31 protein-coding genes and 3 pseudogenes are annotated in these 24,342 nt (G+C 59.6%); 19 read left to right on the top strand and 15 right to left on the bottom strand.

The window, feature by feature from the left end; translation table 11 throughout:
* Positions 1-588 precede the first annotated feature (588 nt).
* Positions 589-861 carry a hypothetical protein gene (locus tag QA643_RS24750; RefSeq protein ID WP_283028484.1) on the bottom strand — a complete coding sequence of 91 codons (273 nt, stop codon included), beginning with the start codon at positions 859-861 and terminating at the stop codon, positions 589-591.
* A gap of 687 nt (positions 862-1,548) precedes the next feature.
* On the opposite strand from QA643_RS24750, the pseudogene QA643_RS24755 reads away from it, so the two are divergent.
* Both QA643_RS24755 and QA643_RS24760 read left to right on the top strand, forming a co-directional pair.
* A pseudogene (locus tag QA643_RS24755) lies at positions 1,549-1,786 on the top strand (DNA polymerase/3'-5' exonuclease PolX); the annotation flags it as partial.
* Between the two features lie 219 nt (positions 1,787-2,005).
* Entirely contained in the window at positions 2,006-2,344 is a 339-nt protein-coding gene (locus QA643_RS24760; RefSeq protein ID WP_283028485.1) for an MOSC domain-containing protein, read from the top strand.
* Between the two features lie 367 nt (positions 2,345-2,711).
* Here the strand turns inward: QA643_RS24760 and QA643_RS38705 are convergent, their stop codons facing one another.
* From QA643_RS38705 to QA643_RS24775, 3 genes and pseudogenes are all read right to left on the bottom strand, one after another.
* Complete coding sequence (locus QA643_RS38705; protein WP_349253218.1) at positions 2,712-2,936, bottom strand: hypothetical protein; 225 nt, start codon at positions 2,934-2,936, stop codon at positions 2,712-2,714.
* 91 nt (positions 2,937-3,027) lie between these two features.
* On the bottom strand, positions 3,028-3,192 hold the full coding sequence (locus tag QA643_RS24770) for a hypothetical protein (RefSeq protein WP_283028486.1): 165 nt from the start codon (positions 3,190-3,192) through the stop codon (positions 3,028-3,030).
* A 60-nt stretch (positions 3,193-3,252) separates the two neighbouring features.
* Positions 3,253-4,181 (bottom strand): annotated as a pseudogene (locus QA643_RS24775) (Ku protein).
* 548 nt (positions 4,182-4,729) lie between these two features.
* Between QA643_RS24775 and QA643_RS24785 the strand changes: the two are divergent.
* Positions 4,730-4,991 (top strand): annotated as a pseudogene (locus QA643_RS24785) (hypothetical protein); the annotation flags it as partial.
* Positions 4,992-5,036: 45 nt separating this feature from the next.
* On the opposite strand, the gene QA643_RS24790 reads toward QA643_RS24785, so the two are convergent.
* Positions 5,037-6,653, bottom strand: coding sequence for a hypothetical protein (locus QA643_RS24790; protein WP_283028487.1), 1,617 nt, complete (start codon positions 6,651-6,653; stop codon positions 5,037-5,039).
* 148 nt (positions 6,654-6,801) lie between these two features.
* A complete protein-coding gene (locus tag QA643_RS24795; protein ID WP_283028488.1) occupies positions 6,802-7,809 on the bottom strand; it encodes a nucleotide kinase domain-containing protein in 1,008 nt (335 codons plus the stop codon).
* Between the two features lie 126 nt (positions 7,810-7,935).
* On the opposite strand from QA643_RS24795, the gene QA643_RS24800 reads away from it, so the two are divergent.
* Positions 7,936-9,087 (top strand): nucleoside triphosphate pyrophosphohydrolase family protein, encoded by a 1,152-nt coding sequence (locus QA643_RS24800; protein WP_283028489.1) that lies wholly within the window; start codon positions 7,936-7,938, stop codon positions 9,085-9,087.
* Here the strand turns inward: QA643_RS24800 and QA643_RS24805 are convergent.
* The 5 genes from QA643_RS24805 to QA643_RS24825 are packed head-to-tail and all read right to left on the bottom strand — an operon-like array spanning position 9,047 to position 12,281.
* Positions 9,047-9,895 (bottom strand): hypothetical protein, encoded by an 849-nt coding sequence (locus QA643_RS24805; protein WP_283028490.1) that lies wholly within the window; start codon positions 9,893-9,895, stop codon positions 9,047-9,049. The two genes, QA643_RS24800 and QA643_RS24805, sit on opposite strands and share 41 nt — an antisense overlap.
* A 3-nt stretch (positions 9,896-9,898) precedes the next feature.
* Positions 9,899-10,543: a C1 family peptidase gene (locus QA643_RS24810; protein ID WP_283028491.1), complete on the bottom strand. Its 645-nt coding sequence runs from the start codon at positions 10,541-10,543 to the stop codon at positions 9,899-9,901.
* 2 nt (positions 10,544-10,545) lie between these two features.
* Positions 10,546-11,556, bottom strand: coding sequence for an ImmA/IrrE family metallo-endopeptidase (locus QA643_RS24815; protein ID WP_283028492.1), 1,011 nt, complete (start codon positions 11,554-11,556; stop codon positions 10,546-10,548).
* On the bottom strand, positions 11,546-11,941 hold the full coding sequence (locus QA643_RS24820; protein ID WP_283028493.1) for a helix-turn-helix transcriptional regulator: 396 nt from the start codon (positions 11,939-11,941) through the stop codon (positions 11,546-11,548). Before QA643_RS24820 ends, QA643_RS24815 begins: the two co-directional genes overlap by 11 nt.
* Positions 11,931-12,281 (bottom strand): acyl carrier protein, encoded by a 351-nt coding sequence (locus QA643_RS24825; protein WP_283028494.1) that lies wholly within the window; start codon positions 12,279-12,281, stop codon positions 11,931-11,933. Before QA643_RS24825 ends, QA643_RS24820 begins: the two co-directional genes overlap by 11 nt.
* A gap of 202 nt (positions 12,282-12,483) precedes the next feature.
* Here QA643_RS24825 and QA643_RS24830 point away from each other — a divergent pair, with 202 nt between their 5' ends.
* From QA643_RS24830 to QA643_RS24885, 13 genes are all read left to right on the top strand, one after another.
* Positions 12,484-13,047 carry a hypothetical protein gene (locus QA643_RS24830; RefSeq protein ID WP_283028495.1) on the top strand — a complete coding sequence of 188 codons (564 nt, stop codon included), beginning with the start codon at positions 12,484-12,486 and terminating at the stop codon, positions 13,045-13,047.
* Positions 13,047-13,397 (top strand): hypothetical protein, encoded by a 351-nt coding sequence (locus QA643_RS24835; RefSeq protein WP_283034922.1) that lies wholly within the window; start codon positions 13,047-13,049, stop codon positions 13,395-13,397. The genes QA643_RS24830 and QA643_RS24835 overlap by 1 nt, the downstream gene beginning before the upstream one ends.
* Positions 13,394-14,476 (top strand): DUF4417 domain-containing protein, encoded by a 1,083-nt coding sequence (locus tag QA643_RS24840; protein WP_283028496.1) that lies wholly within the window; start codon positions 13,394-13,396, stop codon positions 14,474-14,476. The genes QA643_RS24835 and QA643_RS24840 overlap by 4 nt, the downstream gene beginning before the upstream one ends.
* Complete coding sequence (locus QA643_RS24845) at positions 14,407-15,093, top strand: hypothetical protein (protein WP_283028497.1); 687 nt, start codon at positions 14,407-14,409, stop codon at positions 15,091-15,093. The genes QA643_RS24840 and QA643_RS24845 overlap by 70 nt, the downstream gene beginning before the upstream one ends.
* A gap of 727 nt (positions 15,094-15,820) precedes the next feature.
* Entirely contained in the window at positions 15,821-16,681 is an 861-nt protein-coding gene (locus tag QA643_RS24850) for a hypothetical protein (RefSeq protein WP_283028498.1), read from the top strand.
* Complete coding sequence (locus QA643_RS24855; protein ID WP_283028499.1) at positions 16,635-17,150, top strand: hypothetical protein; 516 nt, start codon at positions 16,635-16,637, stop codon at positions 17,148-17,150. Before QA643_RS24850 ends, QA643_RS24855 begins: the two co-directional genes overlap by 47 nt.
* A gap of 112 nt (positions 17,151-17,262) precedes the next feature.
* Complete coding sequence (locus QA643_RS24860; protein ID WP_283028500.1) at positions 17,263-17,970, top strand: DUF4145 domain-containing protein; 708 nt, start codon at positions 17,263-17,265, stop codon at positions 17,968-17,970.
* Between the two features lie 2 nt (positions 17,971-17,972).
* Entirely contained in the window at positions 17,973-18,203 is a 231-nt protein-coding gene (locus QA643_RS24865) for a hypothetical protein (protein WP_283028501.1), read from the top strand.
* A gap of 3 nt (positions 18,204-18,206) precedes the next feature.
* On the top strand, positions 18,207-18,473 hold the full coding sequence (locus QA643_RS24870) for a hypothetical protein (protein WP_283028502.1): 267 nt from the start codon (positions 18,207-18,209) through the stop codon (positions 18,471-18,473).
* Between the two features lie 171 nt (positions 18,474-18,644).
* The gene (locus QA643_RS24875; protein ID WP_283028503.1) at positions 18,645-19,040 is read left to right on the top strand and encodes a hypothetical protein; all 396 of its coding nucleotides are present in this window, start codon (positions 18,645-18,647) and stop codon (positions 19,038-19,040) included.
* A 217-nt stretch (positions 19,041-19,257) separates the two neighbouring features.
* The gene (locus tag QA643_RS38710; protein WP_349253219.1) at positions 19,258-20,043 is read left to right on the top strand and encodes a phage terminase large subunit family protein; all 786 of its coding nucleotides are present in this window, start codon (positions 19,258-19,260) and stop codon (positions 20,041-20,043) included.
* Positions 19,980-20,870: a terminase gpA endonuclease subunit gene (locus QA643_RS38715; protein ID WP_349253294.1), complete on the top strand. Its 891-nt coding sequence runs from the start codon at positions 19,980-19,982 to the stop codon at positions 20,868-20,870. Before QA643_RS38710 ends, QA643_RS38715 begins: the two co-directional genes overlap by 64 nt.
* Positions 20,871-20,873: 3 nt before the next feature.
* Complete coding sequence (locus QA643_RS24885) at positions 20,874-21,176, top strand: hypothetical protein (RefSeq protein WP_283028504.1); 303 nt, start codon at positions 20,874-20,876, stop codon at positions 21,174-21,176.
* A 254-nt stretch (positions 21,177-21,430) separates the two neighbouring features.
* Here the strand turns inward: QA643_RS24885 and QA643_RS24890 are convergent, their stop codons facing one another.
* The 3 genes from QA643_RS24890 to QA643_RS24900 are packed head-to-tail and all read right to left on the bottom strand — an operon-like array spanning position 21,431 to position 22,418.
* Entirely contained in the window at positions 21,431-21,784 is a 354-nt protein-coding gene (locus tag QA643_RS24890; RefSeq protein ID WP_283028505.1) for a hypothetical protein, read from the bottom strand.
* 17 nt (positions 21,785-21,801) lie between these two features.
* The gene (locus QA643_RS24895; RefSeq protein ID WP_283028506.1) at positions 21,802-22,104 is read right to left on the bottom strand and encodes a hypothetical protein; all 303 of its coding nucleotides are present in this window, start codon (positions 22,102-22,104) and stop codon (positions 21,802-21,804) included.
* Complete coding sequence (locus QA643_RS24900) at positions 22,101-22,418, bottom strand: hypothetical protein (RefSeq protein WP_283028507.1); 318 nt, start codon at positions 22,416-22,418, stop codon at positions 22,101-22,103. Before QA643_RS24900 ends, QA643_RS24895 begins: the two co-directional genes overlap by 4 nt.
* 303 nt (positions 22,419-22,721) lie before the next feature.
* Between QA643_RS24900 and QA643_RS24905 the strand changes: the two genes are divergently transcribed.
* Positions 22,722-22,907 carry a hypothetical protein gene (locus tag QA643_RS24905; protein WP_283028508.1) on the top strand — a complete coding sequence of 62 codons (186 nt, stop codon included), beginning with the start codon at positions 22,722-22,724 and terminating at the stop codon, positions 22,905-22,907.
* A 50-nt stretch (positions 22,908-22,957) separates the two neighbouring features.
* The gene (locus QA643_RS24910; RefSeq protein WP_283028509.1) at positions 22,958-23,290 is read left to right on the top strand and encodes a hypothetical protein; all 333 of its coding nucleotides are present in this window, start codon (positions 22,958-22,960) and stop codon (positions 23,288-23,290) included.
* A gap of 16 nt (positions 23,291-23,306) precedes the next feature.
* Here QA643_RS24910 and QA643_RS24915 read toward each other — a convergent pair whose 3' ends face one another.
* Positions 23,307-24,278, bottom strand: coding sequence for an ATP-binding protein (locus QA643_RS24915; RefSeq protein WP_283028510.1), 972 nt, complete (start codon positions 24,276-24,278; stop codon positions 23,307-23,309).
* Between the last annotated feature and the right edge of the window lie 64 nt (positions 24,279-24,342).

Raw genomic sequence — 24,342 nt, forward strand, 5'->3', positions numbered from 1 at the left:
TCTGGATCTGACCGTCATCAAGCTCTAACACCCGAGCTGCCATGGCCTTACAAGCTCTTATACCTGCTTCGCCTCCAGCGTCTCGGCTGACCGCGTTACATGTCGTGGCGTACCCCCATGTCCTCCGCCTGCGGATATCGTCCTCCAAGCTTTGAACAAATTCGCTCTCAAAATGAGAGGCGGCTCTTTGCAGGAATGTTGCAAGGCCCGGCATTCTCAGCTGCTTGGGATTGCCCTGCTTCGTACGATCCACCACAGCCGTTGCGAATGTGTTGAAATCGCGGGCGCGACAAGCGCGATCGATGGTATCGATCGCCTCACGGAGTTTCGCTGCATCCGGTTCTGCACGTCTGTGTGCTTCCGAGCCTGCGCCGTGCAGGCCTTGCGAGGTCACGTCGTCGATGCGCCTCTTTGCTGCTCTCTCGCTCAGTACGTGCTCGGATTGCTCACCTCCTGCGGACCCACGTCTCTGCGAGCTCCGGGGTGCTCGATCAGTTCGCAAGCTTTCGCCGCCCGCACGTGCGGAGGTCGCCCCCCGATTTAGCACGTCAGGATAGGATCTATAAGGCCGCTGGCCTGGTGTAGTCTCTAGGTAGGACAGCGATCGGCCAGATCGTTCAGTTTGGTCTGCCTCCGAGTTGCCAGTGCCCTGATCGGCACGCCACCGATCATCGCCAGAACGCCGCGAGATTGTTTGCCGATCAGGCGCGCTGGAAGGTTGCGGATCGGAACGCACGCGCTCCAGGACACCGACGAACGACCGATCTCGCGAAGGCCCGGGTAGTTCACCGCGCGCACTTTCCGCCCGCTGAGCACGTTCAGCTTCAGAATCCGAGATATCCGACCGCCAACGGTCGCCAATGTGTGTCAAGGTCGATCTCCATGCAGAAGAATACGTTAGCAGTAGTGTTTGTCGTACAACGCGGGGCGGCGCGTTCTCTCCGGCAAACAATCAGTGACATGAGGCTCGAGAAGGTTGCGGCACCAGCGAACGCGAACGGTTCAGTGGTGACGTCCAACGAGCCGGGTGATCCGACAGAAAGTCCGCAAGATCTCTGTCCTCTTCTCTGACGTTTATTTTCCGCACCGATGCAGCTGCCGGGGTCGTATAAACGTCGAGGTAAACGCAACTCGAGGGAGACCAGCCTCGATTTGAAGGAGCTGCATTTGATAAGGGCAACTATGCAAGACTGTCATTGAACTGCATTTGTTCGGCGCGGCCCCAGGGCGATGTAAACCGGGGTAGGTCGTTGGTCAGATGGGCAGAGATTCGCGCAGCCGCCCTCACTACGTCAATAAAACGCGCCGGCGTTTGCAATGCGTCAAGGCTGATGCCCACCCCTCCATCACTGGACCAGTACTTTAGATAGCCGAGCTGACAGCAAGCTGACGGAATCGCCGCGGACAGCGCCAGCAAAGATCAGGTCTTTACAGCCATGAGCTCCGGAGAGTTTATCAATCCGGGATTGATCTTGTTCCAATCAATAACCACGGAAGTCACGGGTGAAATCAGCAGGTGCCAGCTCGTCGTACTCTGCCTGGTCTCGGCATCCTTGGCGGCTCGACCTGGACTGGCGCTGGCATCAGGCAGCACTCAATTTCGGATGCATGATGAGCATCAATCACGGATGCGCACTCGATCGGGAAACTGGATCACATGCACTGGGATGTCGAGATGGCCCGTAAGGGCGGCGTGCCGCCCGACCGCATATTGAACGCGATGTCGCTTCGGGAAATTACGGGGTATTTCCCGCAAAAGCGGCGTTCGTCCGCCAAGGCGGCTTGAGAGTTCCTGTCAAGTCGGAAGAGCTCCGAGGCACAGTGGTCGCGGTGGCCTGCGACTCCGATCATCGTTTGAGTAAGCCACGCCGTGAAGTGATCCATCTCGTCGAAGGCCACGGCATAGAGGGCGATGCACATGCGGGAGCGCATGTCCGCCATCGTTACCTCGCTCGCCGCACTGCGCACGCTCCGAATCTCCGTTAAGTCCATCTGACCCGCTGAGTTGTTCGACGATCTTGCAACCTTTGGCTACCAGATCTCGCCCGGGGATATAGGCGAGAACATCACGACCAGCGGGCTCCAACTGGAGCGACTGCCCCTCGGCGCATTGCTGCGGCTAGGTCCGTCTGCCGCGGTCGAATTAACTGGCATGCGAACACCGTGCGTTCTCCTCGACCGTTTCCAAACGGGCCTGAAGAGACGGCTGCTCAATGGAAGCGAACGGCCACCCTACAAATGCGGCGTCATGGGCATCGCGCGCGCCGGAGGCCCCTTACGGGCGGGCGACAAAATTTGCGTGTTCCTGCCCGGGCGCGATCGGGCGCGGTTGCCACCTCTCTAGCAATGCGCCGTGAACGGCACGACCGCGGGTGCCGCGACGGCTAATGCGGCCTTACCTAGCCTACTCCCGGGCGCGTCGGACCGCACCTTGCAGCCGCTCGCGTTCCTTTTTCCCATCGTTCGTCCTCGGTCCGCGAGCGCTTCTCGAGTGCCTCGATCTCGGCCTGGATATACGTCGCCCGTTTCGCATGCTCGCGCTCAGCTTTATCCCGTTAGCCGTAGCCTTCGCGCGCCGTTCGCGATCCCTCTCCCGGGCAGCCTCCTCGCGCCGACGCTCGGCCTCCCGGCGCTTCTCCTCCTTCTCGAACTCGGCGGCGGCCTTTCGGGCGTCCCGCTCGCTGATCTCCGCAGATGGCCTCTTTGCCGGCTTAGTGCGACGTCCTTCCCGCCGCCTTCCCTTCTCGGCCGAAACCCAGGTCGGACGGCAGATCGGAGTGCTCCGCAAAGCGCCCGTTCGATCCTGCCGGCCGCTTCAGCACCACGCCCGGTCTTGACATCGGCGCGGCGACAACATCCGGGTCGTTCGTCTCCTTGGCGACGCCCTGATGGAATAGATTGCTGCCCGCACCCCACGCCTCAAGCGCTGCCTTCATCGAGGGCGCGGCAATCGCGAGATCGTAAAAGCCGAGCTAGGTCTGGAATGTCTTGAGCTTCCTGGCCATGAAAGTGCGGGCTCTGGGCCGCCTAGCGCCGGCGCGCGACCCAGATGCCAAGCAGAAACGCAACGAAGAGCGACTGCAGCGGGGCCTTCACCGTCACCCTGCGCAGCCGCTCGGCCCAGCGGATCGCCGCATCCTGCGAAGGCGTCTGAGGCGGCCGCCGCGCGTTGCCATCCTCCTCGTTCGTCACAGGTGGCTTCCGTCAGTGCCGAGGCTTCTTTCACATCCATGCGGCTCTCCTGCTCTGGCGTCAGGCGGACTTCCGGTGCGGCCTGGCCGCGGGCTTCTTCGTCGCGGTCTCCTTTGCTTGCTTCTTGCCAGCGATCGGCATCAGCATCTCCTTCTGACCGGCAGCGGCCTTCCGCTGCTTCTTCGCAGACTTCTTCGGAGCTGAGGTCTCGGACGCGGCGCCGCCGACGCTCCTGCGCAGCGCCTCCATCAGGTCGACGACGTTTTCGCTGCGCGGCCTTTCTTTCGGAGTAATCGGCTTGCCCGCGCGCTTCTGGTTGATGAGGTCGACCAACGCGGTTTCGTAATGGTCCTCGAACTTCTCCGGTTCGAAGCTGCCGCTCTTTTGATTGACGAGTGCTTGGCGAGATCGAGCATGTCTTTTGTAACTTTGACGTCCTGGATCTCGTCGAAATACTCCGCCTCGCTGCGCACTTCATAGGGGTAGCGCAGCAGCGTGCCGACGAGACCCTTGTCATGCGGCTCGAGGGTGATGATGTGCTCGCGGTTGGTGAGCACAACCCGGCCGATCGCGACCTTGTTCATTTCTCGGATGGTCTCGCGGATCACTGCGAAGGCGTCGTGGCCGACCTTGCCATCGGGTCGCAGATAATAAGGACGGATCAGATAGCGTGGATCGATCTCCGCTTTGTCCACGAACTCGTCTATGTCGATCGTGCGGGTGGATTCCAAGGCGACGTTCTCGAGCTCTTCCTTGCTGACCTCGATGAAGGTCTCCTTGTCGAGCGCATAGCCCTTGACGATGTCCTCGTTGGGCACTTCCTCGCCTGTGTCAGCGTCGACCTTCACATATCTGATGCGATGGCCCGTCTGCTTGTTGAGCTGGTTGAACGATATCTTCTCGCTCTCGGAGGTAGCGGGATAGAGCGCGACTGGACAGGTGACGAGCGACAGACGCAGAAAGCCTTTCCAGTTGGCGCAGGGGGCCATGTACGCGGTACTCCGGTTTCAGGGTGGCTTGGATTCAAGACGAACGGAGAAAGCTGGTTCCGACAAAGCTGATGCCCGAGCCCCAAATTTTTCGGTCCCGCGAGTCGACTCTTTGTTCTTATTATGTTCTCATTGGCTATGACCGATCGACCCGCCAGTTGGCGCATGCCAAGCAGGAAAGAGATGGAAAAGATGGCCTCCGCCGTCGGGAGGAAGGCTCCTCCGGTACCCGCCTTGGCTCCCGGCCATGACCTGCCGCCAGAATACTGGCAAGCGCTGCTGGAAGACGCGCGGACGGCGCCCCCATCGCCAGGACCATCGAGCCGCGCGCTGCGCCTATCCGAAATTGCCCAACACCTTCTGAGAGTGAGCTGCCGGCGCTGCGGCCGAACGCTTGACATCCAGAAAGTCGACGCCGTCCGGCTCTAAGGCGGCCGCACTTTCTGGAAACAAGTCGGGCTTCGCCTGTTGGACGACACCTGCACGCACAGGACCGGTCGTCATGAGGAAGACGGCTGTTGGCCATCCTACTAGTCGTCAACCGGACGATGACACCCAAGCACCACCCTGGCCCGCTTTCCGGAGGAGACCGCAATCCTTTAGCAAAGGAGCTCGGCAGAGCCCGCGCGATGACGACGATTCTCGCCACGCGGTCTGGCGAGGCGCTGGATCAAGGCGAAGCCTCGATCTGAACGGCCGATCAGTTGCTCTGCGAATCCTGGAATGTGGTCGGACGGCGAGTCGATCGACCGGTCGCCTACGGTCGACCAAGCCTTTAATGGCGGCTATAGCCGGCCCGAAATCCAATGCTAGCGCTGCAAGTCGAGGCGGAACGTCGACCTTGCAGGCCTGTCCTTAACGCCTATTGCTCGGCTTCGGCGGCGATTTTCCATGCGCATCATCTTCCATCTGGCGTGATAGGCGCTGCACCACGCAGATCAGCTCGACGAGCCGAACGCCGTCAATCGGGCGGATGTGCATTGTTGGCCGCCGCGCTGCAACAAGCTTCTGCATGTCGTGATCGAAGCCGGCCTGGTTTACAAAAACGTCGCCGAACACCTCCTCCCAATTCTTGCGGTTCAGAATGATCGACGCGAGGTGACCAATCTCGGTGTAGCTGATGAGTGGCATTGGAGCCTCCCCGCGCTCCAGAGCCTGTTTGCGGATGCGCTTGGCTTCGCCCGCAATGTTGCCGTCGACGCGGTGTTTGAACCAGTCACTGCCGCATCTAACCGAAAGCTTGCGTGTGATGTAGGCTCTAAGCTCTTCCTCGAAGCGGCCGAGCACCCTGTAGGCATCGTGCCGCGTTCCGCGTGAGCGGATTGTCATTGAGACTTCGCCGAACCCAATGACCGCGACCGTATTAGTATCGGAGCGGACGCCGCTGGTGAGACCGCTTTCCACGATGACCTCGACGGCGACCGCAAGATTCGCGCGAGCTAACCCGGGATCGACCTCAGCGGAATCGTACATCCGCCGGCGGACCCGCGCGTCTTGCCAGAAACTATCGGGCAGATCCGGACGCGTGCGCCATTGGCCGAACAGCGACTGATAGGCTTCACGCCAGGCAGGCGTCTGGGCGCCGATAAGATCGGTAACGCCTGCGAATGCGGACATCTTGAATCGGGTCGCCTCGAATGAGGCGTTAAGTCGATGATCCAGTCCCAGCACGGCACTCAATTGTTGTTGGTCCATGCTGATCGATGCCGATAGCGGTTTCAGCATCGAACGCTGAAGATATGTTACCTCGGCGGCAATGTTTGGGAGCGCGGGATAGAGCTTGCTGATGTCAGTGACTGGCAGCTTGCCGAGGGTGCTTGCCCACTGGCTCATGCGAGCGACATCAGCGACCGACCCTCCAAGCGACGCCATGAGCGACGTCTCGAGAGAGCGGTTTTGTTGCGCAATGGCTTTCACGGCCTTGTAGAACCCGCCCTGAGCATTTTCGAGGTCGGAAAACACCCTTCGAGCTTCGCGGATCGCGTTAGCGAACTCCGGCGCTATTGCGATCGTCTTGAGTTTCGCGAAGGCATCTGCGACCGACGGATCAACTCGAGCTGACTTCATTGCGGCAAGCATCTTGGCAATGCCGGGGTCGATCGTGAACCCTGCGAGCATCTTCGCTGCCGTGGTTATACCTTGCAGTTCCGCGCTCGAGGGCAACCCGATCCCGCGGGCAAGCTCGGTCGCGGGTGATTTCATGTCGCGTAAGAGTGCCGCCGCGGGCGAGTGTGACAATTCACGAGCGAGTTTGGCGGCCGGAGAGTCCGCCAATTCGCGCGCGACTTTGAACTGAGGAGACGCGGCGTAATCCTGCACCAGCTTGGCAGCGGGGGAAGTCGCTATTTCGCGAGCCAGCTTCACGCTGGGAGTATTGACAAGCTCGCTCGCCGATTTCGGCGCGGGAGAGTTTTGCAACTTGCGGCGGGGTGCTGCTGCGGGATCATCGGTAGGATGAGTTGGATCGGACATCGTCGACTCGCCATTTGCCAGCAAAACGGCGGTCGCTCGCCCGCCACTTCAGTATAGTGAATATATAGCGGCGGGATCTGCTGATTTCCATCACTCCGTCCGGCGAGAGTTTACGGCATCCGCACAGGCGCTCGCGCAGCGGTCCGAACTAGATAAGTGATGGTTGGAGCGGCTCGTGGTAGGAGACCTTTTGTGGTCCGAGGTGCGCGGACTGCACACGCAATCCCCAGCGGGCTGGAAATTGAGGAAACGGTAATGGCCGATTGTTAGGACGGTAGATTTGCTTGATGCGCGTCCGATTGGCAACTCCGGGGATATCGGGGTGCGCTACGCGGGCATATTTCGATATTTCGCAGAACAGGTTCTGACAGTCGATTGGCTGCAGCCGCCGGCCATAGAGACCGTCAAAGTGCAGACCGAGTCTGGCGAACTCGGTTTCCTGTCGATCGGTCATCCAATGGACGACGTCTTCGGCCGTTGCGCGGCCCGTATCCGAGAAGCATTTGGAAATGCCATCCAGCGCCCCAGGACCTGCCACGACCATGTCGGTTTCGTCGAAATCCAGGATCGAAGAATAGTTCAGGTCGATGGTATACTGGAACGCAAGGAACGGACCGATCCCCGGGTAACTCAGAACAAGCTCGTAGACCGTCCGCAACGAAGGCGCCTGCTTGATTCGCTCCGGCACCAGATCCTTCATCATCTGCAGCAGCAGCGCGATGTGGTTGCTGTGCTTGCGCTCTCGACCGTAAGACGGCGACGGCATGATATAGGCGGCGGAATAGATGCTGTTCCCTCGCCTGCGTAGATTCTCAAGCGTCTGATCGAGAGCCGCTGCGTTGAGATTGGTCCAGGTCAACGGGCCGAGGCGCTGTTCCAGTGCCTCCCACGTTTCGATCCGGTTGAATATCTTGAACAAAATGGTGCGAAAGAAGACTTCGCGAGGATCCTGGGATCGGTCGGCCCCTGCCTGGACTTCCGATATCAGATACTGGCTGACCCGATCGGCCGCTCGATACGTGTTGGTGAACCGAAAACCGGACAGAATCGGATCATCTGTACAACGGCCCACTGGATCAGCAAGGCGACGGTAATACATCGCTAGCCGCTCGGCGGCAAAACGCCAATAGGTGTCGAAGACAATGGTTGGAGTCATCCGACGCCCTGTGTCTGGGTGGGTTCCCCGGGCACGGCGTTCGTGCCTGGTGGGTAAAGAATCAGCGAAACGATATACTGCCGAGAACGGGCCGTCACGATGGCCCGAACAGGAAGAGAGGAATAGATGGTGAAAGGCGTTGATCGGCGGATATCGGTGTCCGAATTTGAGCGAAACGCGATCGCCACGGACAAGCTTGAGCAAAGGTTAGAAACCGCCCTGCTCGGCCTGGTCGGAGAGGTCGGCAGTCTCGTCAGCGCGCTGAAGAAAAAGCGTCGGGACACGGACGGATTTCTTGGATATCACGACGCTGTTGTAGAGGAGCTGGGTGATGTCCTGTGGTACGTTTCTGCTGTGGCGCGCCGCGGAGGAACGACGATGGAGGACGTTTTGTTGCGCGCGATCGGCGATGCGGCAGGCCTCGGCACGGTGACGTTGGGGGCCTTGGCGCCCAGCAGCTCGCGCGGCATTGACGAAAGCGCGTTCGAGGAGTCGTTGCTCGAGCTCGCAGGCGAGGCCGGCGACCTTGCCAAGCGGTATGTGGGCGGCAACTACACGCAGAATGTTGATGCTCTCCGCGGCGACCTGATCAAGTTTGTCCGTCCATTGGGCCACGCGGCATCGGCAGCGGAGGTATCGCTCGACGAGGCCGGATCCAAGAACATTACCAAAACGCAGGAAAGCTGGCCCACGCAGCCCATATTTCCGCCGTTGTTCGACGAAGGGCTGCATGTTGACGAACAGCTTCCTCGCGTGTTGCGAGTTGAGGTTTATGAGCGCGAGGTCAACGGCAAGAAGTTCGTCTTTCAGAAAACGGGGGGAATCCTGCTGGGTGACCGGCTGACCGACAATCATCTTCCGGAAGACGACTATCGCTTTCATGACGTCTTTCACCTGGCCTTTGCAGCGGTGCTGGGGTGGTCTCCCACCACGCGGGCCTTGCTGAAGATCAAGCGGAAAAGCCTGTCGGCCATCGATGAGAACGAAGATGGCGCGCGCGCCAATCTAATCGAGGAAGGGCTTTCGACGTGGATTTTCGAGACCGCGAAGCGGCATCAGTTCTTCGCCCACACGCCACGTCTTGGGCTTGACCTTTTGAAGGCGGTTAAAAACTTTGTACAGGGCTACGAGGCGCACCGCCTGCCGCTATGGATGTGGGACCGCGCCATTCTGCAAGGGTATGCCGTCTTTCGCGAGCTGCAGGTTCACAGGCGCGGGATCGTGACGGCGGATCTCATCAAGCGGGAAGTTCGGTTTGAGCGCTGGCCTGAAGGGTAAACGGAGCATATGGCGACGTCGGAAGGGGCAAGGCACGACACTGCCTAATGAGATCGTTCGCCTCAGAGATGCTCCAGCCGTGCACCACGCCGTTCTGAGTCTTCTTGCCGGCGTCGATCTCGGCATGCGTCGAAATGCAGGTTAACGAGCCGAGGCGCGCTCCTGACTGCGCTGCGACGAAAGCCTGCAGACGACCCAGACCAACGAAATTGCCAAGGGCGCGCCCGATGTAATGATGGTTGCGATACATTACGGTGAGCATCAAGGTCTTGTCATCGGTGAGCTTGAAGCTCAGGAAACTCAGGCACTGGCGGTTGGATACCTTGCCGGCGTCTCGCGCCGGGTCGTAGATCGTCATTTCGTAGGTGTTGCGATAGGTCCGTTCCGACTCGATCTGGGTTTTCATGAATTTGATCAGATCGTCCAGAGGATTGATGACGCGGATGTCCTGTCCTTTGACCTTCTTCCATGCCGTCATGCGCTCGAAATAGCGGCCCCAATCGCGCGTCATCTGCTTCATGCGTGGCAGGACTGCTTCATAGGCAGGATAAAGACCATCCGCCCCGTGCCGATCGAGCAGGCCTTGCGGAAAGATCGTATTGGCGACACTCGAGACGGTGTTGGCATGATGTCGACGGAGAAAGTCGTCGACGGACCGAAGAATCGCGTGATCATTTGGCGAAATGCCGAGGGGGTCTTCAATATCGATGATGACGTTATAAGCTTCGCCTCCCGCGTCATGTACGGCGGCGGCAGCGGCGAGCCAGGCTTGGGCATTGGTCGGCTGCGTCGCAATTGGCGTATACATGGATCAAACCTCCGTCGTCAGAATGGAAGCCTCGATGAGGCGAGGCGTTAAATAATCCTCTGCAAGCCAGGCATATCCGTTGAGACCCCACCCCTCGCCCCAGGAATTGCGGATCAAGATCAGTCTCCTGCCCCCACGCTCGCCATAACCAGCTGCGACGACAGCGTGGCGCCGCTTTGGATCGACGGCCTCGTTGCGGTCAACAACACCGCCAGTATCAGGAAGATAGAATGCGTTCGAGACGGTCATCGTGATCAGGACTGGCACGCCCGCATCAAGCTGATCGATCAGATCCTGGAAGCCCACGGTGCATGGCGCGTGATCGCGGAAAAACAGCGCGGTCGGCTTGGGCGGGAGCCAAGTCGCGACGTCGATCGGAGTGGTCCGGATATAGGGCCAATCCGGTTCGACCGGTTGGCCATCTGACTTGATGACGGCAAGCATGGAGGCCAGCGTCGAACCATCCTCCGGCTGGCCGCCATCACGCTTGACGGCGTGATAGTAGGCCCATTCGGCCGACAGGGGCGTGCATCCCGATCGTAGCGCCGCATGGGTATCGCTCGCTGCGAACGCCATGCATGTGGGACGAGGATTCTGATCCCGCGCAACGCCGAAGTTGCTGCGCAGGTCGACAATGATTTTGACCATGCTTATGCAGCCTGCAGCACCCGCCTGAGTTCTGGCTCCCACATTCCGGGGCTTTCCGGACCGCGGAGATCGTAGCGAAGAAGGAGTTGGTGAAGCGGAACGTCGGCGGCCCAGGGCCGCGATTCTCGCAGCGTGACTTCACCTTGCAGACGATCCTCCGATCGCGCCGTCACTTTACGCGTCAAGGCGCCGCCGATCGCGTCCGGTGCGGTATCCTCGCGATCATCGTCGACGAGCGCAAAGCCCGCATCACGCAGCTGGTCGAAATTCCAAAGATAGCCCGCGCCGCTGTTCTCCCGCAGCTTGACGACGAAAAGATCATTACGACCACCTTCAATCAGTGAGCCTTCGTCGCGCTCGGTCAGAAGCCAGACGTCGACGTGCCAATCCGGTGGCTTGTAATCGCCGAGAAATTCTTGCTTGATCTGCTTGGGCTCGACATCGATCAATCGCTCACGCTGGGCGCGGCTAATCACCTTGTGACGCTCCAACGCGTAGCAGGTCGCGCGATAGCTGGTGCCGAGACGAAGCGAAGCCTGATACATATAGGCGGGATCTGCGAGTTGACGGGCCGACCAGCCCTGTCGCTGCAACATCAAAGCGACCAGCCAGGCCGGCGCCAGAAACATCGACGCGAAGGCATCGGCCTCCCGCTCCTGCCGGTCTGCGGTGCCGGTTGTCGAGAAAGGCGAGCGTCTCAGGATGTTATCGTCATCGAGACTCGGCTCATGACGCATGTAGAGGTGGCCGAGCTCATGGGCGCCGGTGAATCTCTGCACCGGTAGTTGCCGCCTGGTCGTGATCAGGACACCAAGCTCTTCGCTGGGCAGATAGGCACCGAGAAGCTTATCCAGCGGCTGAAACATGAGCGTCGCCCCGAGCTTGGAGATGGCCGAGAACACATCGATGCGGCTGGCATTGCCGCGCTCGATTTGCTCTCGAATGCCGAGATCGCGATGGAGCGTATGCGCCGCTTTGGCGCCCGTCAGTATGGCCGCGCGATTATCGACCATCGGACGTAGCCTTGGCTTTTGCGCGTGATTTCAGGAAGTCGGCGAAGCGCGCTAGCTCCTGGCGATCTTGCTGCGAAAGGGTAGCGGCAGCGCGCGCGACGTGAGCAACCTCCTTCGCAAACTCGGTGGTCGCATTGGGATCTTCTCCGGTAAACCACGCAAGGGGTCGCTGATACAGTTTTGCCAATCGCGCGAGCTCGATGGCGTCGACCTTCCGCGTACCAGCTTCGATATTCGATAGCGCGCTGCGCGGTATGGCGAGGACCTTGGCAACGTCATCCTGCTTGAGACCGACGTATTCGCGCGCCTCTTTAAGGCGCTCACCAAGTACCTGGCGATCTGGTTCTGCTGGTGGCTGCGAAAAGCCGACGCGATCATTGGTCATGGTTTTGGGTCTCCTTCATCGACTGCTCCCAGACCATCTGTGCCTGGGACATGAGGTCGTTGACGCAGGCTTCGGCGCAATCGTAGCCACCTCGAGGAGAGAACGTGGCCGGCAGCTTAAGTCCTAGCATCTCTTCAACCGCACAGATGATTTCGACCGCGACGAGCGAATCGACCTCCGGCCCCCATGAAGGACCCGGGACAATGCCTGTTGTCGCGGGAACATGCAGCCGCAGGATGGCTTGATCGGCGGCCTGAAGGATGAGTGCATCTCGGATGCAGGCCTCAACCTGCGCGGCCGGAAATGCTGCGACCTGAGGGGTAGAAAACGTGGTGGCCATCGATAGCCTCCGTTTGCGCCAATCCAAGTCTGTATATCGGACTTAAATATAATTCATGTCCGATTTTCAGACAAGAGGAAATCCGGAAATCTCGGCTGATGAAGGGCCGGGGCAGGCTGTGGAGAACTCTGGCGGATCGTAGCGTGCCCTTGACGAGACCTCATCCCTAGCTATCTTCACATACATCACGTGAGGATAGTGAATGCGGCATGGCTTATTGAGCCTGGCGGACGGACGCAGCGTGTTTTCCGGCGGCATGGCTGGACGGAAGCTGCTGACGGCTTTGATCGCAACGACCCCCTCTTCCGAGGAGGCGAAGGCGGTGTTCCTCGATTTCAAGGGGGTAGAGGTGGCAACCAGTTCTTTCCTGCGCGGGGCCGTCATCGGCTTCCGCGACTATGCGCGCCGGACTCTGATCAACGTCTACCCGGTGGCCGCCAATATGGCTCCCGCGGTCCTCGAGGAGCTCGAGTTCTTCGTGCGGGCCCGCAATGATGTGTTCTGGATTTGTGACCTCGATGCCACCGAGCAGGTGAGTGGTGCTCGGCTGCTTGGCGATCTCGATCCGGCGCAGCGAGCGACCTTCGACGCCGTTCGCGATCTCGGCGCCGTAACGGCGCCTGAGCTCGCCGCCCGTTTTTCCGATCAGACCATTGGACCGACTGCTTGGAACAACCGCCTCTCCGGCCTCGCCGCGAAAGGGGTTCTGATCGAGCGCAAGGTCGGCAAGACCAAATCGTTCAGCTCCCTCCTGGAGATTGTTTGATGGGCCTCGATTATATTCGCGCCGCGACGGGCAAGCCGTGGAAGAAGCGCTGGAACGGCGGCTTGAACCGCCTGAAGCAGCCGACCCTCCTCGATCTCACCATGTCGGAGGCCGCCCGCACCGTGACGGTCGAGCTTCAGCCAGGCGCATCGTTGCACGCCGGCGACATCGTCATTGTCGAAAGTGGCCCGGCCGGCATCACCGTTAGTGATGGCCTGCGCTCGATCGGTCGGGCGCCAAATCCCTCCGCTGACCTCTCTGCCGCACTCGAAAGCGGCGGCGGCTATGCCGAGGGGACAGTAGAGCGCATCGGCCTGTTTGGCGACACCGGGGAGATCAGCATCCGATGAGCAAGCGTCCACCGCACGAACCGTCGCGTCAATTTCCGCAACCCCAGCGCCTTTGGGACGATGACACCCGTCACTCACCCTCGCTGGGTTGCCCCACCTGCCTGGAATTCGGGCGCTGCGGCGGCGTTCACACCGACGCCGGCGTTCTCGACTGCCGCGACTTGTGTTCGTGCCGAGATAAGAACCAATGCGACATGGTGTGCCGCTTCAATCCTCGCGTTTTCGTGGCTCGAATGCGGGAAGTCGGCGGGCTGTCGTTCGACACCGCGCCGCGAGTTAAGGCGCAGGGCGTTCCACAGTTGCCGGGCATCATCCCGTTCGTCGATCATCGCTATGGACGCGCGTCGACGCTGAACGAACCGGTCGTCGCCTTGTCGCTTTACGAGCTGGTCAACATGGCAACAGGCGCGCTGCACGCCACGTCACGGCAGGCGCTTGCCGAGCGGTTTCTCATCCCGTCTACCGCCACTGTCATCCTCAGTGGGGTGGACAAGGACGGTCCCCTCGAACGCTGGTGGGAGCTTCCGAACCGTCGAGAGATCCTTGCCGGCCTCGCGCGATTGGGCATCGCCGTTACCACAACGCCGAACTTCAGCGTGCTCACCGACGTGCCGCGGATGGACAATCTCTACGCCATGAAGCGCATCCTGCTCGCGTGGACGGAGATGGCGGCGGCCGGCCTGCCCGCCGCACTCCACGTCAACGCCCGCACAGACCAGGATTACAAACGATGGGGGGAGCTCATCGCCAAACGGCCGGAGATCGAGATGCTTGCCTTCGAGTTCGCCACCGGGGGCGGTCGCGGCGAGCGCTTTGATTGGCACGTCGAGCAGCTCGGCAAGGTGGCCGACCGCGTCGGCCGGCCGCTGGTTCTCATGATCCGCGGTGGCGGACGCAAGATCAGCGAGCTTCGCCGTCATTTCGGACATGTCACTCTAGTCGAGACCGAGACGTTTGCGCGCGCCATCCGCCGCCGGCGCGCTGTCATCACGGAATCGGGCCGCATTCGGTGGGCGCCTTCACCCACGCCGAAAGGCGCTCCCATCCGGACGGCGAACGCGACGCGTTTGACTTCCTAATCCTGTCCTGCCCGTGGATGGCGCCGGGGGATCGCCCCGCCGCCGTCGACAGCGCTATCCGACGGAAGAAGTTCTGGACGCCGGCGGCACTTGGCGACGCCCTAGGGCTGACGTGGGAAGAACACGACGGCTGCGGGATCACGACGATCCGCCCGGCCGGCGCTTCCGACGCCGATATGGCCGCCACGCGGAAGATGAAGAACACGGCCGCCAGACGTGAAAAGAGGCAGCAACAGAAGCTTAACGAACCGGAAGCCCCTCCCTTACCAGTCGCCCGGGCCAATGCCATCGCCGACGTCCTACAGCCCGGCGAGTGGTGCACCGTCAAAGAACTGTGCGCGAAGCTGAAGCGTCGCGTGCACTACGCGCACCTGAAAGGTCCCAGCCTTGTGGACGCGGTTCACAGGGCGATCGCCTGTGCGATCGCGGAAGGCTTCCTGCATAAGGAGGTCGAACCCGGTTTTCGCGGCATGCTGGTCGCGTGGATCAGCGCAAGGGACAAGGGGGGACAAGACAGGGACAAACCGTTTGTCCTCCCCTGTCCCTCAGGCTGCGGACACGAAAATCTATCGATAGAAAAACCGTGTCCGCAGCTAAGAGTACCAATAGTAGAATAGGTCTTCAGGGACGTCCTGCCTCGGGCATGCACAGCCTCAGTGGAGCACAAGGCGCATCCGTCGATGCAGCGGTGCTGAACGGCCGGGCGCGCGCTAAGCGCGCTACGGCCTCAACGCAGACCGGCTTCGACAATCGTCCGACCACAAACGACACTGTCGTTGTTGAAAGGGACAACAGCGTTCCGTCGATCAAGACTGTTGTTCGGAAGGAAGAAGGGAACGGTCTTCTTTGTTTGGAAGGAACGGGGACCGAATTTCTGGTCGACTGGTACACCGGCGAGTTCGACCAGCCGTGTCCACAAGGGGCCGGCGGCGCCAAGCCGACCGGCCCCGGCCCATGCCCTTCGCCCCGTCAGACGGCGGGTCCTTCCCTCGCCGGATCATGCGGGCGAGAGGCCCCCGAAGCGCGCCTAGCGTCGGCTTCTCGAATTGACTTTACTTTTCGGCCCTGCCTGAACCTTGGACATAAATGTGCCGCTAAAGTTGCATTGAGGCGCAACGATGAGAGCCGGTAAGGTACTGCTTTGCTGGGGGGAAACAGCCTTGAACTTACTATACGCATTCCTTTTTCTGCTAAGCCTTGCGGCGCTTCCTGTCAGTCTCCTGACAATGCTAAGCCGACGCTTGAGGCGGCGCGCTAAACTCGCGTTCGTCGCCTCGGCTATCACCTCAGTTGTATCGCTCGCCTTGTTCGAGCCAGATCGCCCCGAACGTCTAGCAGACCCCAATGGTAGCGCCAAACGATGACATGGTTTCCCTACCTGCTAACAACGCTCCGGCGATAGAACAGCAACCCCAGTCAGCACCCATAGCTGGTGCACCCGGAACTGCACGGATTTGTCTGACAGACAAAGACATCCGCCTCGGAGAGAAGGCTGAAATCCTAATCCCGGCGACCACCGTCTTTAGAGACGAAGGGCCGAATGTCGGCAAACTGGAAAACCCGTCGACGTGGCGCTACGAAATCAAACAGGGGAGCAGGTTCGCCGCTCAGCTGGCAACGCTGAGTGCAGTTTCCCTGAGCAAGAAAAATTTCTGTGCCGAAACGAAGGTCCAGATGCTTACAGGTCCCGGCGCCTCCGAAACAGCGGCACGCGCTTCAGACAAACACGTGTTCGCGATTGATAACGTGGTAGATTATCCTATCCCGCTGGAACGACCTGCGATCGAAATCGGCAAACTGATAGATGACATCAGCGTGCTGGCCGTACTGATCACCGATGTTAGTCAAGCAATGTCACGGCCTAAACCGCCCGTTGAGGACGAAGCGCAAACTTGTCTCGCTCGCGCAAAGCGGCTTGCAGCGTACCTTGGAGGTGGGACGGGGCGACAGAGAACTATGAACGTCGAAATAGGGCGATTGGGAAAGGATAGCATCACGTACGGCTGCCCTTCTCTGCTGAAGCGAAACGCATCTTTTGAAGTTTATTGGGATGGGCAAGCAAAGCCATTATCAACGACATTGGCCATTGTTGCTAAAGGCGGCGAATACGTAATAGGTGCATCGCGCGCAGAAATCATGACAGAGACGACTGCTTGCGTTGACAAGGGCTCTGAAGCCCACCTCGAACGAGGTAGCAGATCGTGAAGTCCGCGGCGTCAAGATTGAGTGCACAGCGTTCCGAAGAAAAGGCGGCGGCGGCAGCATTACAATTTACAGACGCTTTGGTATTGACCCGGTGCGTGCCATTCCGCCGGCAGAAGCAATGATCGCCGAGGATCGGGCGTCTCACGAACTTAAAATCGAAAATGAACAGAAAGCTGCCAATAGTCGTCAATTCCTTGATTGGTACCAAGACACAACAGTTCCAAAAGATGTGAAGGTCTTTGTGATGATGGTGGCGCGAGTGATAGCGCTTGAGCAAAAATGTCCCACCTCGAAATCACATACTGACAAGTTTGCGAAGTGGGCATCTGATATTGGCGTCCAGCCGTCCGACTTCGTCGCGGATGGCCGGTATGCTCCCCTGATGGCTACGATCTCGTCGCAGTTCGTTGCCGGATCGAAGGATGAAAGCACTGCCGAAGCGTGTGAGGCAATCAAGAGCTACGATTAAACCGGCATTCCCCCCGCGTGCGGGTTAATAGGGTCTCCCGATCAGAAGGATCGGTGGCAGATCGGTTCCGAAGCAGAGTGGTATACAATCGATGATGACAACGATGCCCGCGATGAAGAAGGCGTTTTGCTCCGACTGTAAGGGAGAGAGAAATTGTAATGTGCATGGTGAGTACATTGATTACGCAAGCGATGAAAATGTCTGGGAACGCAAGGAGTGGCTGCTATTGCAATGCTGCGGGTGCGAGCACGTTTTCGTCCGAACTGTAGGAACATTTTCTGAGGACTATAGCTATGGGGTAGATGATCGAACCGGGGAGACCGAACTTATTTACGATGAAACCACGGAATTTTGGCCTGCGACTGCGAAGCGACCGCGACCACAATGGTTTCCCGCCTATTGTTTTGAAGACGAGAAGTTGGAGGGGCTTCATGGAGTAATGACAGAGTTGTACGGCGCGCTTGACCATGACCTTCTGCGGCTGGCAGCTGCCGGCGTGAGGACCGCCTTCGATTTGGCCTCTGAGGCTCTTGGTGTTCATACTGCATTGACCTTCAAGCAAAAGCTGGATGCTTTGGTCGACGCCGGTAAGATCAACAATCTTGATAAGGACAGGCTTGAGACACTCACCGACGCAGCAAGTGCGTCACTCCATCGAGGATGGGCCCCCGCACCTTCGGACATCTCAACGATGGTCGATATTCTTAAGCACTTCGTTCACCGCTGGTTCATACAGCCGGCAATCGATCAAAAGCTAAGTGAACGCAGCGCCGTCCTGAAGCGCACCGTGCCGCCAAAGCTACCGCGTCCAAAGTCCTGACCATGCTTAATCCGAGAATTATCTCGAAGGCCGAATTCGGTCGGCGGATCGGCGTTACCCGGCCGCGGGTGTCACAGTTGGCGGAGGAGGGGCTGCCCGTCAGGAAAGACGGCAAGATCGACTTCGCCAAAGCGAAGCGCTGGTTCGATCGCCACATCGATCAGCATCGGCGCGAGGCCCGAAAGCCCGGCGTCAGCGGTGACGCGCTGTCAACGTCGGAAGCCCGCAGCTAGAAGATGCTGTGGGAAGCCAAGAACCGCGAATTGGAATTCCGCAAACGATCCGGCGAACTGGTCGACCGCGCGGAGACTGAACGGACGATCTTCGAACGGGCGACCGCTGAACGGGATCGATGGATCGGCTGGGTTGCCCGCGCGACGGCGCAGATTGCGACGGAAGCGGAAGTCGACCCGACGAAGCTGCATGCCGTTCTTCACCGGCTTGTCCGAGATCACCTGACCGAACTGGCGGCAACGCCTCTCAACAGCCTTCTCCGCGACTAACCTTCACATGCAATTGGAGAACTGCTACCTCTTGCAACGTGTCGTTGTTTAATTGCGGGGGCTATATGGCGAAGAAGGCAAAGAAGGCAAAGAAGGCAAAATCAGCTGTAGGAAAAACAGCCAAGAAAACACGCAGGCGCACGGGCGGGACCGGCCCGAGGCGCAAGTAACATGAAGCTTCAGGACTATCGAGAGACCTTCTACACGTTTTCCGGCAAGGCCAGTGATCTAAACCGTCAGCTTGCCTTCGCCGGGATTGCTATCATTTGGCTGTTTAAGAAGGAGCCGCTCGCCGGATTAACGGTTCCAAAAGAACTAGTCCTCCCCGGCTTGTTGATTGTCGCGTCTCTAATCGCCGACATGCTGCAATATTGCATCGCATCGGTACTGTGGCGTGTATTCTACCGAAGCAAGGAAAACCTGAATGTCTCCGAAGATAAAGACATAAAACATGGGGTGTGGTGGGAGCGGCCGATCTGGATCGCCTTTTGGCTGAAGATCGCGCTGATCATAACCGCCTATATCTTCCTGATGCGATTTTTGTGGTCAGCTATTTCATTTCGATAGTGGTCGGCCGTGGAAAGCGCCATTTGGGTTGACGAAATCTGGCGTTGCGGGCTTGCTCCCGAACCGCCCCTGACCGTCTCGGCATGGGCTGACGCCCATCGCATGCTGCCTGATACGGCATCCGAACCCGGACCATGGCGGACTGATCGCGCGCCGTACCTGCGCGAAGTCATGGACGCGTTGTCGGCATCGTCGCCGCGTTGAACGGGTCGTGTTCATGAAGGGCGCGCAGCTGGGCGCGACGGAAGCGGGCTTGAACTGGGTCGGCTATGTCGTTTCAAACGCGCCCGGGCTGATGCTGTATGTCATGCCGACGACTGAAAGCGCGCGGCGCAACGTCCGCACGCGCATCGATCCCCTGATCGAAAGCACGCCCGCTGTCCGCGACCGCGTCACGAAGGCGCGGTCGCGCGATCCCGGCAACACCGCGACACTCAAGTCATTCCCCAGCGGTCAGATCGCCTTCGTCGGTGCGAATAGCGCCGTCGGGCTTCGATCGACGCCCGCGCGCTACATTTTCTTGGACGAAGTCGACGGCTACCCCCATGACGCCGACGGCGAAGGCGATCCGATCGCCCTCGCAATTCAGCGCACCGTGACGTTTCGCGGCCGGCGCAAAATCTTCATGGTTTCGACGCCGACGATCGAAGGCGCATCGCGGATCGCCAAGGCGTTCGCCGAAAGCGATCAGCGCAGGTTCTTCGTCCCTGCCCGCACTGTGGCGCGTTCCAAACGGTACGCTGGCCGCAAGTCCGATGGGATCAGGACCATCGCGGCGGCGCTTGGTATCAGTGCGAGCATTGCGGCGATGCGATCTATGAACGGCACAAGCGCGCAATGCTCGCGCAAGGGGAATGGCGAGCGACGGCGGCCGGCGACAGCCGGACCGCGGGCTTCCATCTGTCGGCCCTGTATTCTCCTTTCGAGACATGGGCCGAAATCGCGGTCGAACATGGCGCAGTCTATCGCGATCCGCCGCGGCTTCAGACGTGGGTCAATCTAAAGCTGGGCGAGCCATTCGAAGATCGAACGGCGCAAATTCCAGAACCGACACAGCTGATGGCGCGCGCGGAAAGTTGGGGCGCCGACGTTCCGGACGACGTCGTCGTCATCACAGCCGGCGTCGACGTCCAGCAAGATCGCCTTGAATGCGAAATCGTCGGCTGGGGCAAAGGGGAAGAAAGCTGGAGCCTTGAATATCACGCCCTGGCTGGCAACCCCGCCGACGGCGACGTTTGGGCGCGGCTCGATGCAATCCTGACGGCCGCGCGCCGCCGGCGCGACGGCCGCATGCTGCGGGTCATGGCCGCCGCCGTGGACACCGGCAATTGGAGCAAGACCGTCTACGACTTCGCGACACCACGTCATGGCCGGCAAGTCTGGGCCATCAAGGGATCGTCGATCCGCGGCGCGCCGATCTGGCCGCGGCGACCATCGCGGCCAAAGCCGGGGCGACCGCCGCTTTACGTGGTCGGAGTGGACGCCGCGAAGGAAGTCATCATGGCCCGGCTGTCGATCGACGAACCCGGCCCGGGGTGCTGTCATTTCCCGATCGATCGCGATCTGGATTACTTCCGCATGCTGACGGCCGAACGGCCGATCCGCCGGTTCGTCAAGAGTGTCGCGGTGCGGGAGTGGACGAAGGCCGCGTTCGCCCGAAACGAAGCGCTGGACTGCCGTGTGTACGCCCTCGCCGCCTTTCACGGCCTCCGGGCGTATGGTCTAGATTTAGCGCGCGAAGCCGAACGACAGTCGGTCATCGCGGAGGCGGCGCCGGCGTCGGCCGCGCCCCGGATCATCCATTCGAAGTGGATGCAACGAACTAGGTGATAGATGGAAAACTTCGGCTACTTTCTTCTCGGCTCGGTCGTCACAGTGGCCGTGTCTGTTTTCTTCTACATGAGGGCCGGCGATGAATTGAAGCGGGAAGCCAAAAGGCTAGGAGACCAAGCGGAGCAACTTCGCAAATTGCATGAACTGGCCCTGTTCGCGATTACTCATCCGGAAGCGAAGCCTAAGCCAGTGTACGACGAAGCAGGTCGTGTCATTGGCGTGACCGCCCAACTGACGGGCCGGGCATCGGCCATGTCGTCGGCGCAAGGTTCATCGGCTACGACAGAACCGCCCGCGTCCTAGTTTTCCCTTGTCCAGCGACGTCCCAGCGACGCGGTCCAGATCGGGGCCTAGCGCCTTCGCGCGGGTCGCGTCGCGCTGGATCATCCGTTCTGGCTTGCCAGTCTTGGCCGCGGTATCGGCGGTGAAGCGGTTAGCTTCGCCAAGCTGGCGAACCTTAGGGCGCCCGCGCCCGGTCGCCCCGTTCTTCGTCTCCGGATGCACGGCTTCATAAGCCGCCGTCCGCTTTGCGTTCAGTTTCGCCCGTTGCGGCGGCGTTAGATCGCGGCGGACTGGTCTGCCGATTGAACGGAAGGCTTTGCCGCCGGTTTGGGAAATAGCCGATCCCACCTTGATCGCCAACTCAGTGGGAGATCGTTGTCCATGTTATCAAGACCCCGCACCATCAGATACACAGAGGCAATGAAGGAAAGCGCGGACGACAGAACTTCGCCGAATACCGATCCGTTTCCCAAGGAAAGGTGACCCGCCTCCGGATGGAAGACGGCAATTATCATCAGGCCGACTGCGGCAATGATTTCCAAAATCCCGTAACTAAAGCGATGCCTGCACCGAAGCCAATACGCAACGAAGCCAGCAAACATCAACAAAACAAAGAAGAACGCCTGCATAGATGCTCCCTAGTTTGCTAGGTCGTCGGCGGACGGTCTAACAGGTGCATGCCGATCGCAATTTCCAGCCTGTGCCACGATTTTAGGAAGCTGTCATAAATTTCAGCGGGCTGTTTCCGTCCGGGGTTCGCAAACGCCGTAGCATGCCGTCGCGCGTCCCTAGCTTGAGCAAGAACGTTCCTATCAGGACAGATGCCTTCAATGTGGTGAGTTAGTGCCGAAAGCGGCGCGACCCAATCGCTATTCTTATCGGTGATTACGCCGTAAATCTCGGAACAGCGCTCTTTCCAAGCTTCATATTGTGATCGATCAATCTTCATTCCGGCTTCCTCTTGGCGCACTCTGCTTCGCGTGCTACGCGCAGTTCCGGCTTGTCTGAACCCGATCCCTTCTTTTCGCTGAGCGGATACTCGACATCCTTTAGAACAACGCCGTTGTCGTCCCACACGCGCTCAGTGTAACGATCGCCAGCGCGGTCAATCCGGCGTATCTTATTGATGAAGTCACCGACAGCCTTTCGTAACTGTCTGCCTGTGAACACCTCCGTCAACGGCTTCTTCTTGCCGGGCCTCTTGTGTTTCATGGTTACCGCGCTGTCCATCTTCACGGCGTATTCGATCGTCTGGCAGAACATGCGTTTATCTGACCCGCATTGCTTGCAGGGCCCATCATGCAGAATTGGGGCAGAGCAGTTAGAGCATCTGACTTCTCGTGTTTCGGGCATCGACGGACTTCCCTTGAAACCGGCTTCTGGTTGCCAACTTTGGGCCGAAAGTGCTGCACGTCCTTTCTAGCACAATGCCGGGAATATACCCGGCGCCCGACGCTTTTCCCGGCTCTATTCCCGGTTGTTTTTGCACAGCTTTTCAATAACATCCGACGGGCCGCCGGCAGCGTCAACTGCCCGGCGGCCCTAACTTCCAACATGGAGTGGACCATGCCGAAAGCTGTTTCCGACAATATCATCTTTTTCGACCCGCGCCGCGGATCGAACCGTACCAGTTCTGCGCCTGACACGGTGCTGCGCATAATCGGCGAGGGACGCCGCACTGACGGAAAATGGGTGACGCGATGCGTGATCATTCAGCCGTCTGCAGAAATTGTTCCCTTGGAGAAAATCTGATCTTGAGGCGCGGCGGCTTCGGCCGCCGCTTCTCTGTGGAGCGCAGCACGATGACGACGATAGCCAGAGAGGATCGCGCAGAACGGATCAGGTCGCTGGTCCACACCCCGCTTGAAATCCTCCGCCGAACGCAACGTAGCAATCTCACCCTTCCCAACGGGACCCGCGTCCGCGATTACGAATTCCGCCACAACGCCCTCGCGCTGTCGTTCCGCCGCTGGGTCGACTTTGAAGACCGGCCGTCGATGTTGACGGTCGAGTACGACGGCGACAAAGTGCTGACCGCGTCGTGGACGGTCGACGGCTGGACGCGCCGGTCATATTCGCCCGGTCGGTGGGAAAACGTGCTGCGCCGGTGCGAGCGGATGCCGGCCCCGCCTTAACGAAGGGCCTCGAAGATTACTCTCGAACGTAGTCCGTCAAGGTTTGCAACACTTGGCCGTAGTTCACGAATGGACCTAATTCAAAGCGTACTTGCTCGCCCGGAGAAGTCTCCGTCGCCAGCCGCAGATATACGGCCGCTTTCGACAGCAATGATCTTGCGTCGCCTTCCATCGTCGTTGCGGTTCTCGGTGACGGACGAAGTCGCAGAGTGAGAATGTGCTGTTGATCTAGACTGCAACCCGGAAGGATCGTGTCGTCAATTCGGACCCCAGCCGATCGGCCCGGCGCTCCCGGGGCGGCACCAAAGATATAGTCGTGTTGCCTACCATCGCAATGTTGCAGTTGTTCGATGACGGACGTCCATTTGTACGCCGCCACCCTTCCGACATTTCGAACATAGAACGTGAGCACCAATCGTACGTACAACTCCCCGTTATGTTCCCATCCTGCTTCAGCATCGATTGCCGTCAGCGACGCTTCCAGATCAGGCGCGGTCATCCTTTGTCGAAGCAGTTCCAGATAGAAATGCGGGGCGGGTACAGATCGCCCGGCCGATCGGTAGAAATAACTGGTGTGGCGTCGGCTCTGATGCGGCGCCAAAGCGCTGTCACCGAAATCGATGACGACGACATCGCGACCATCAGGTATCGCGGACACATCCGATCGCTCTACAACATGCACGCGAAAGTCATTCAGCCTGTAGTCGAGTAAATCGGGAAGCTTCTGTTCAAGCCAGTCGCGTGTCGTTTCCCGCCCTGAAATCAGGTGAGGAACCCCATCAAACGACCCATCGTTTCGGATACCGATCACTAGATGACCGCCGCCCGAATTCGCGAAGGCCGAGGCCGCCTTGGCTAGATCGTCAAGCAAGTTGTTGCGATCACCTTCGATCAACGCCCCCGCCTTCCGCTCAAAATAGTCATGTTCTCCGGTCGGCAGGTTGGTCACGTCCGCCTCTGTCCAACTGGTCTTCTTCACAAATGACACCATGACCTCCCTTCGATGAGCGGCTGCCATCCGGGTCCTGCCAAGGCGACCCTGCATGACTGAA

The organism is Bradyrhizobium sp. CB3481 (assembly GCF_029714305.1).
Classification (GTDB): domain Bacteria; phylum Pseudomonadota; class Alphaproteobacteria; order Rhizobiales; family Xanthobacteraceae; genus Bradyrhizobium.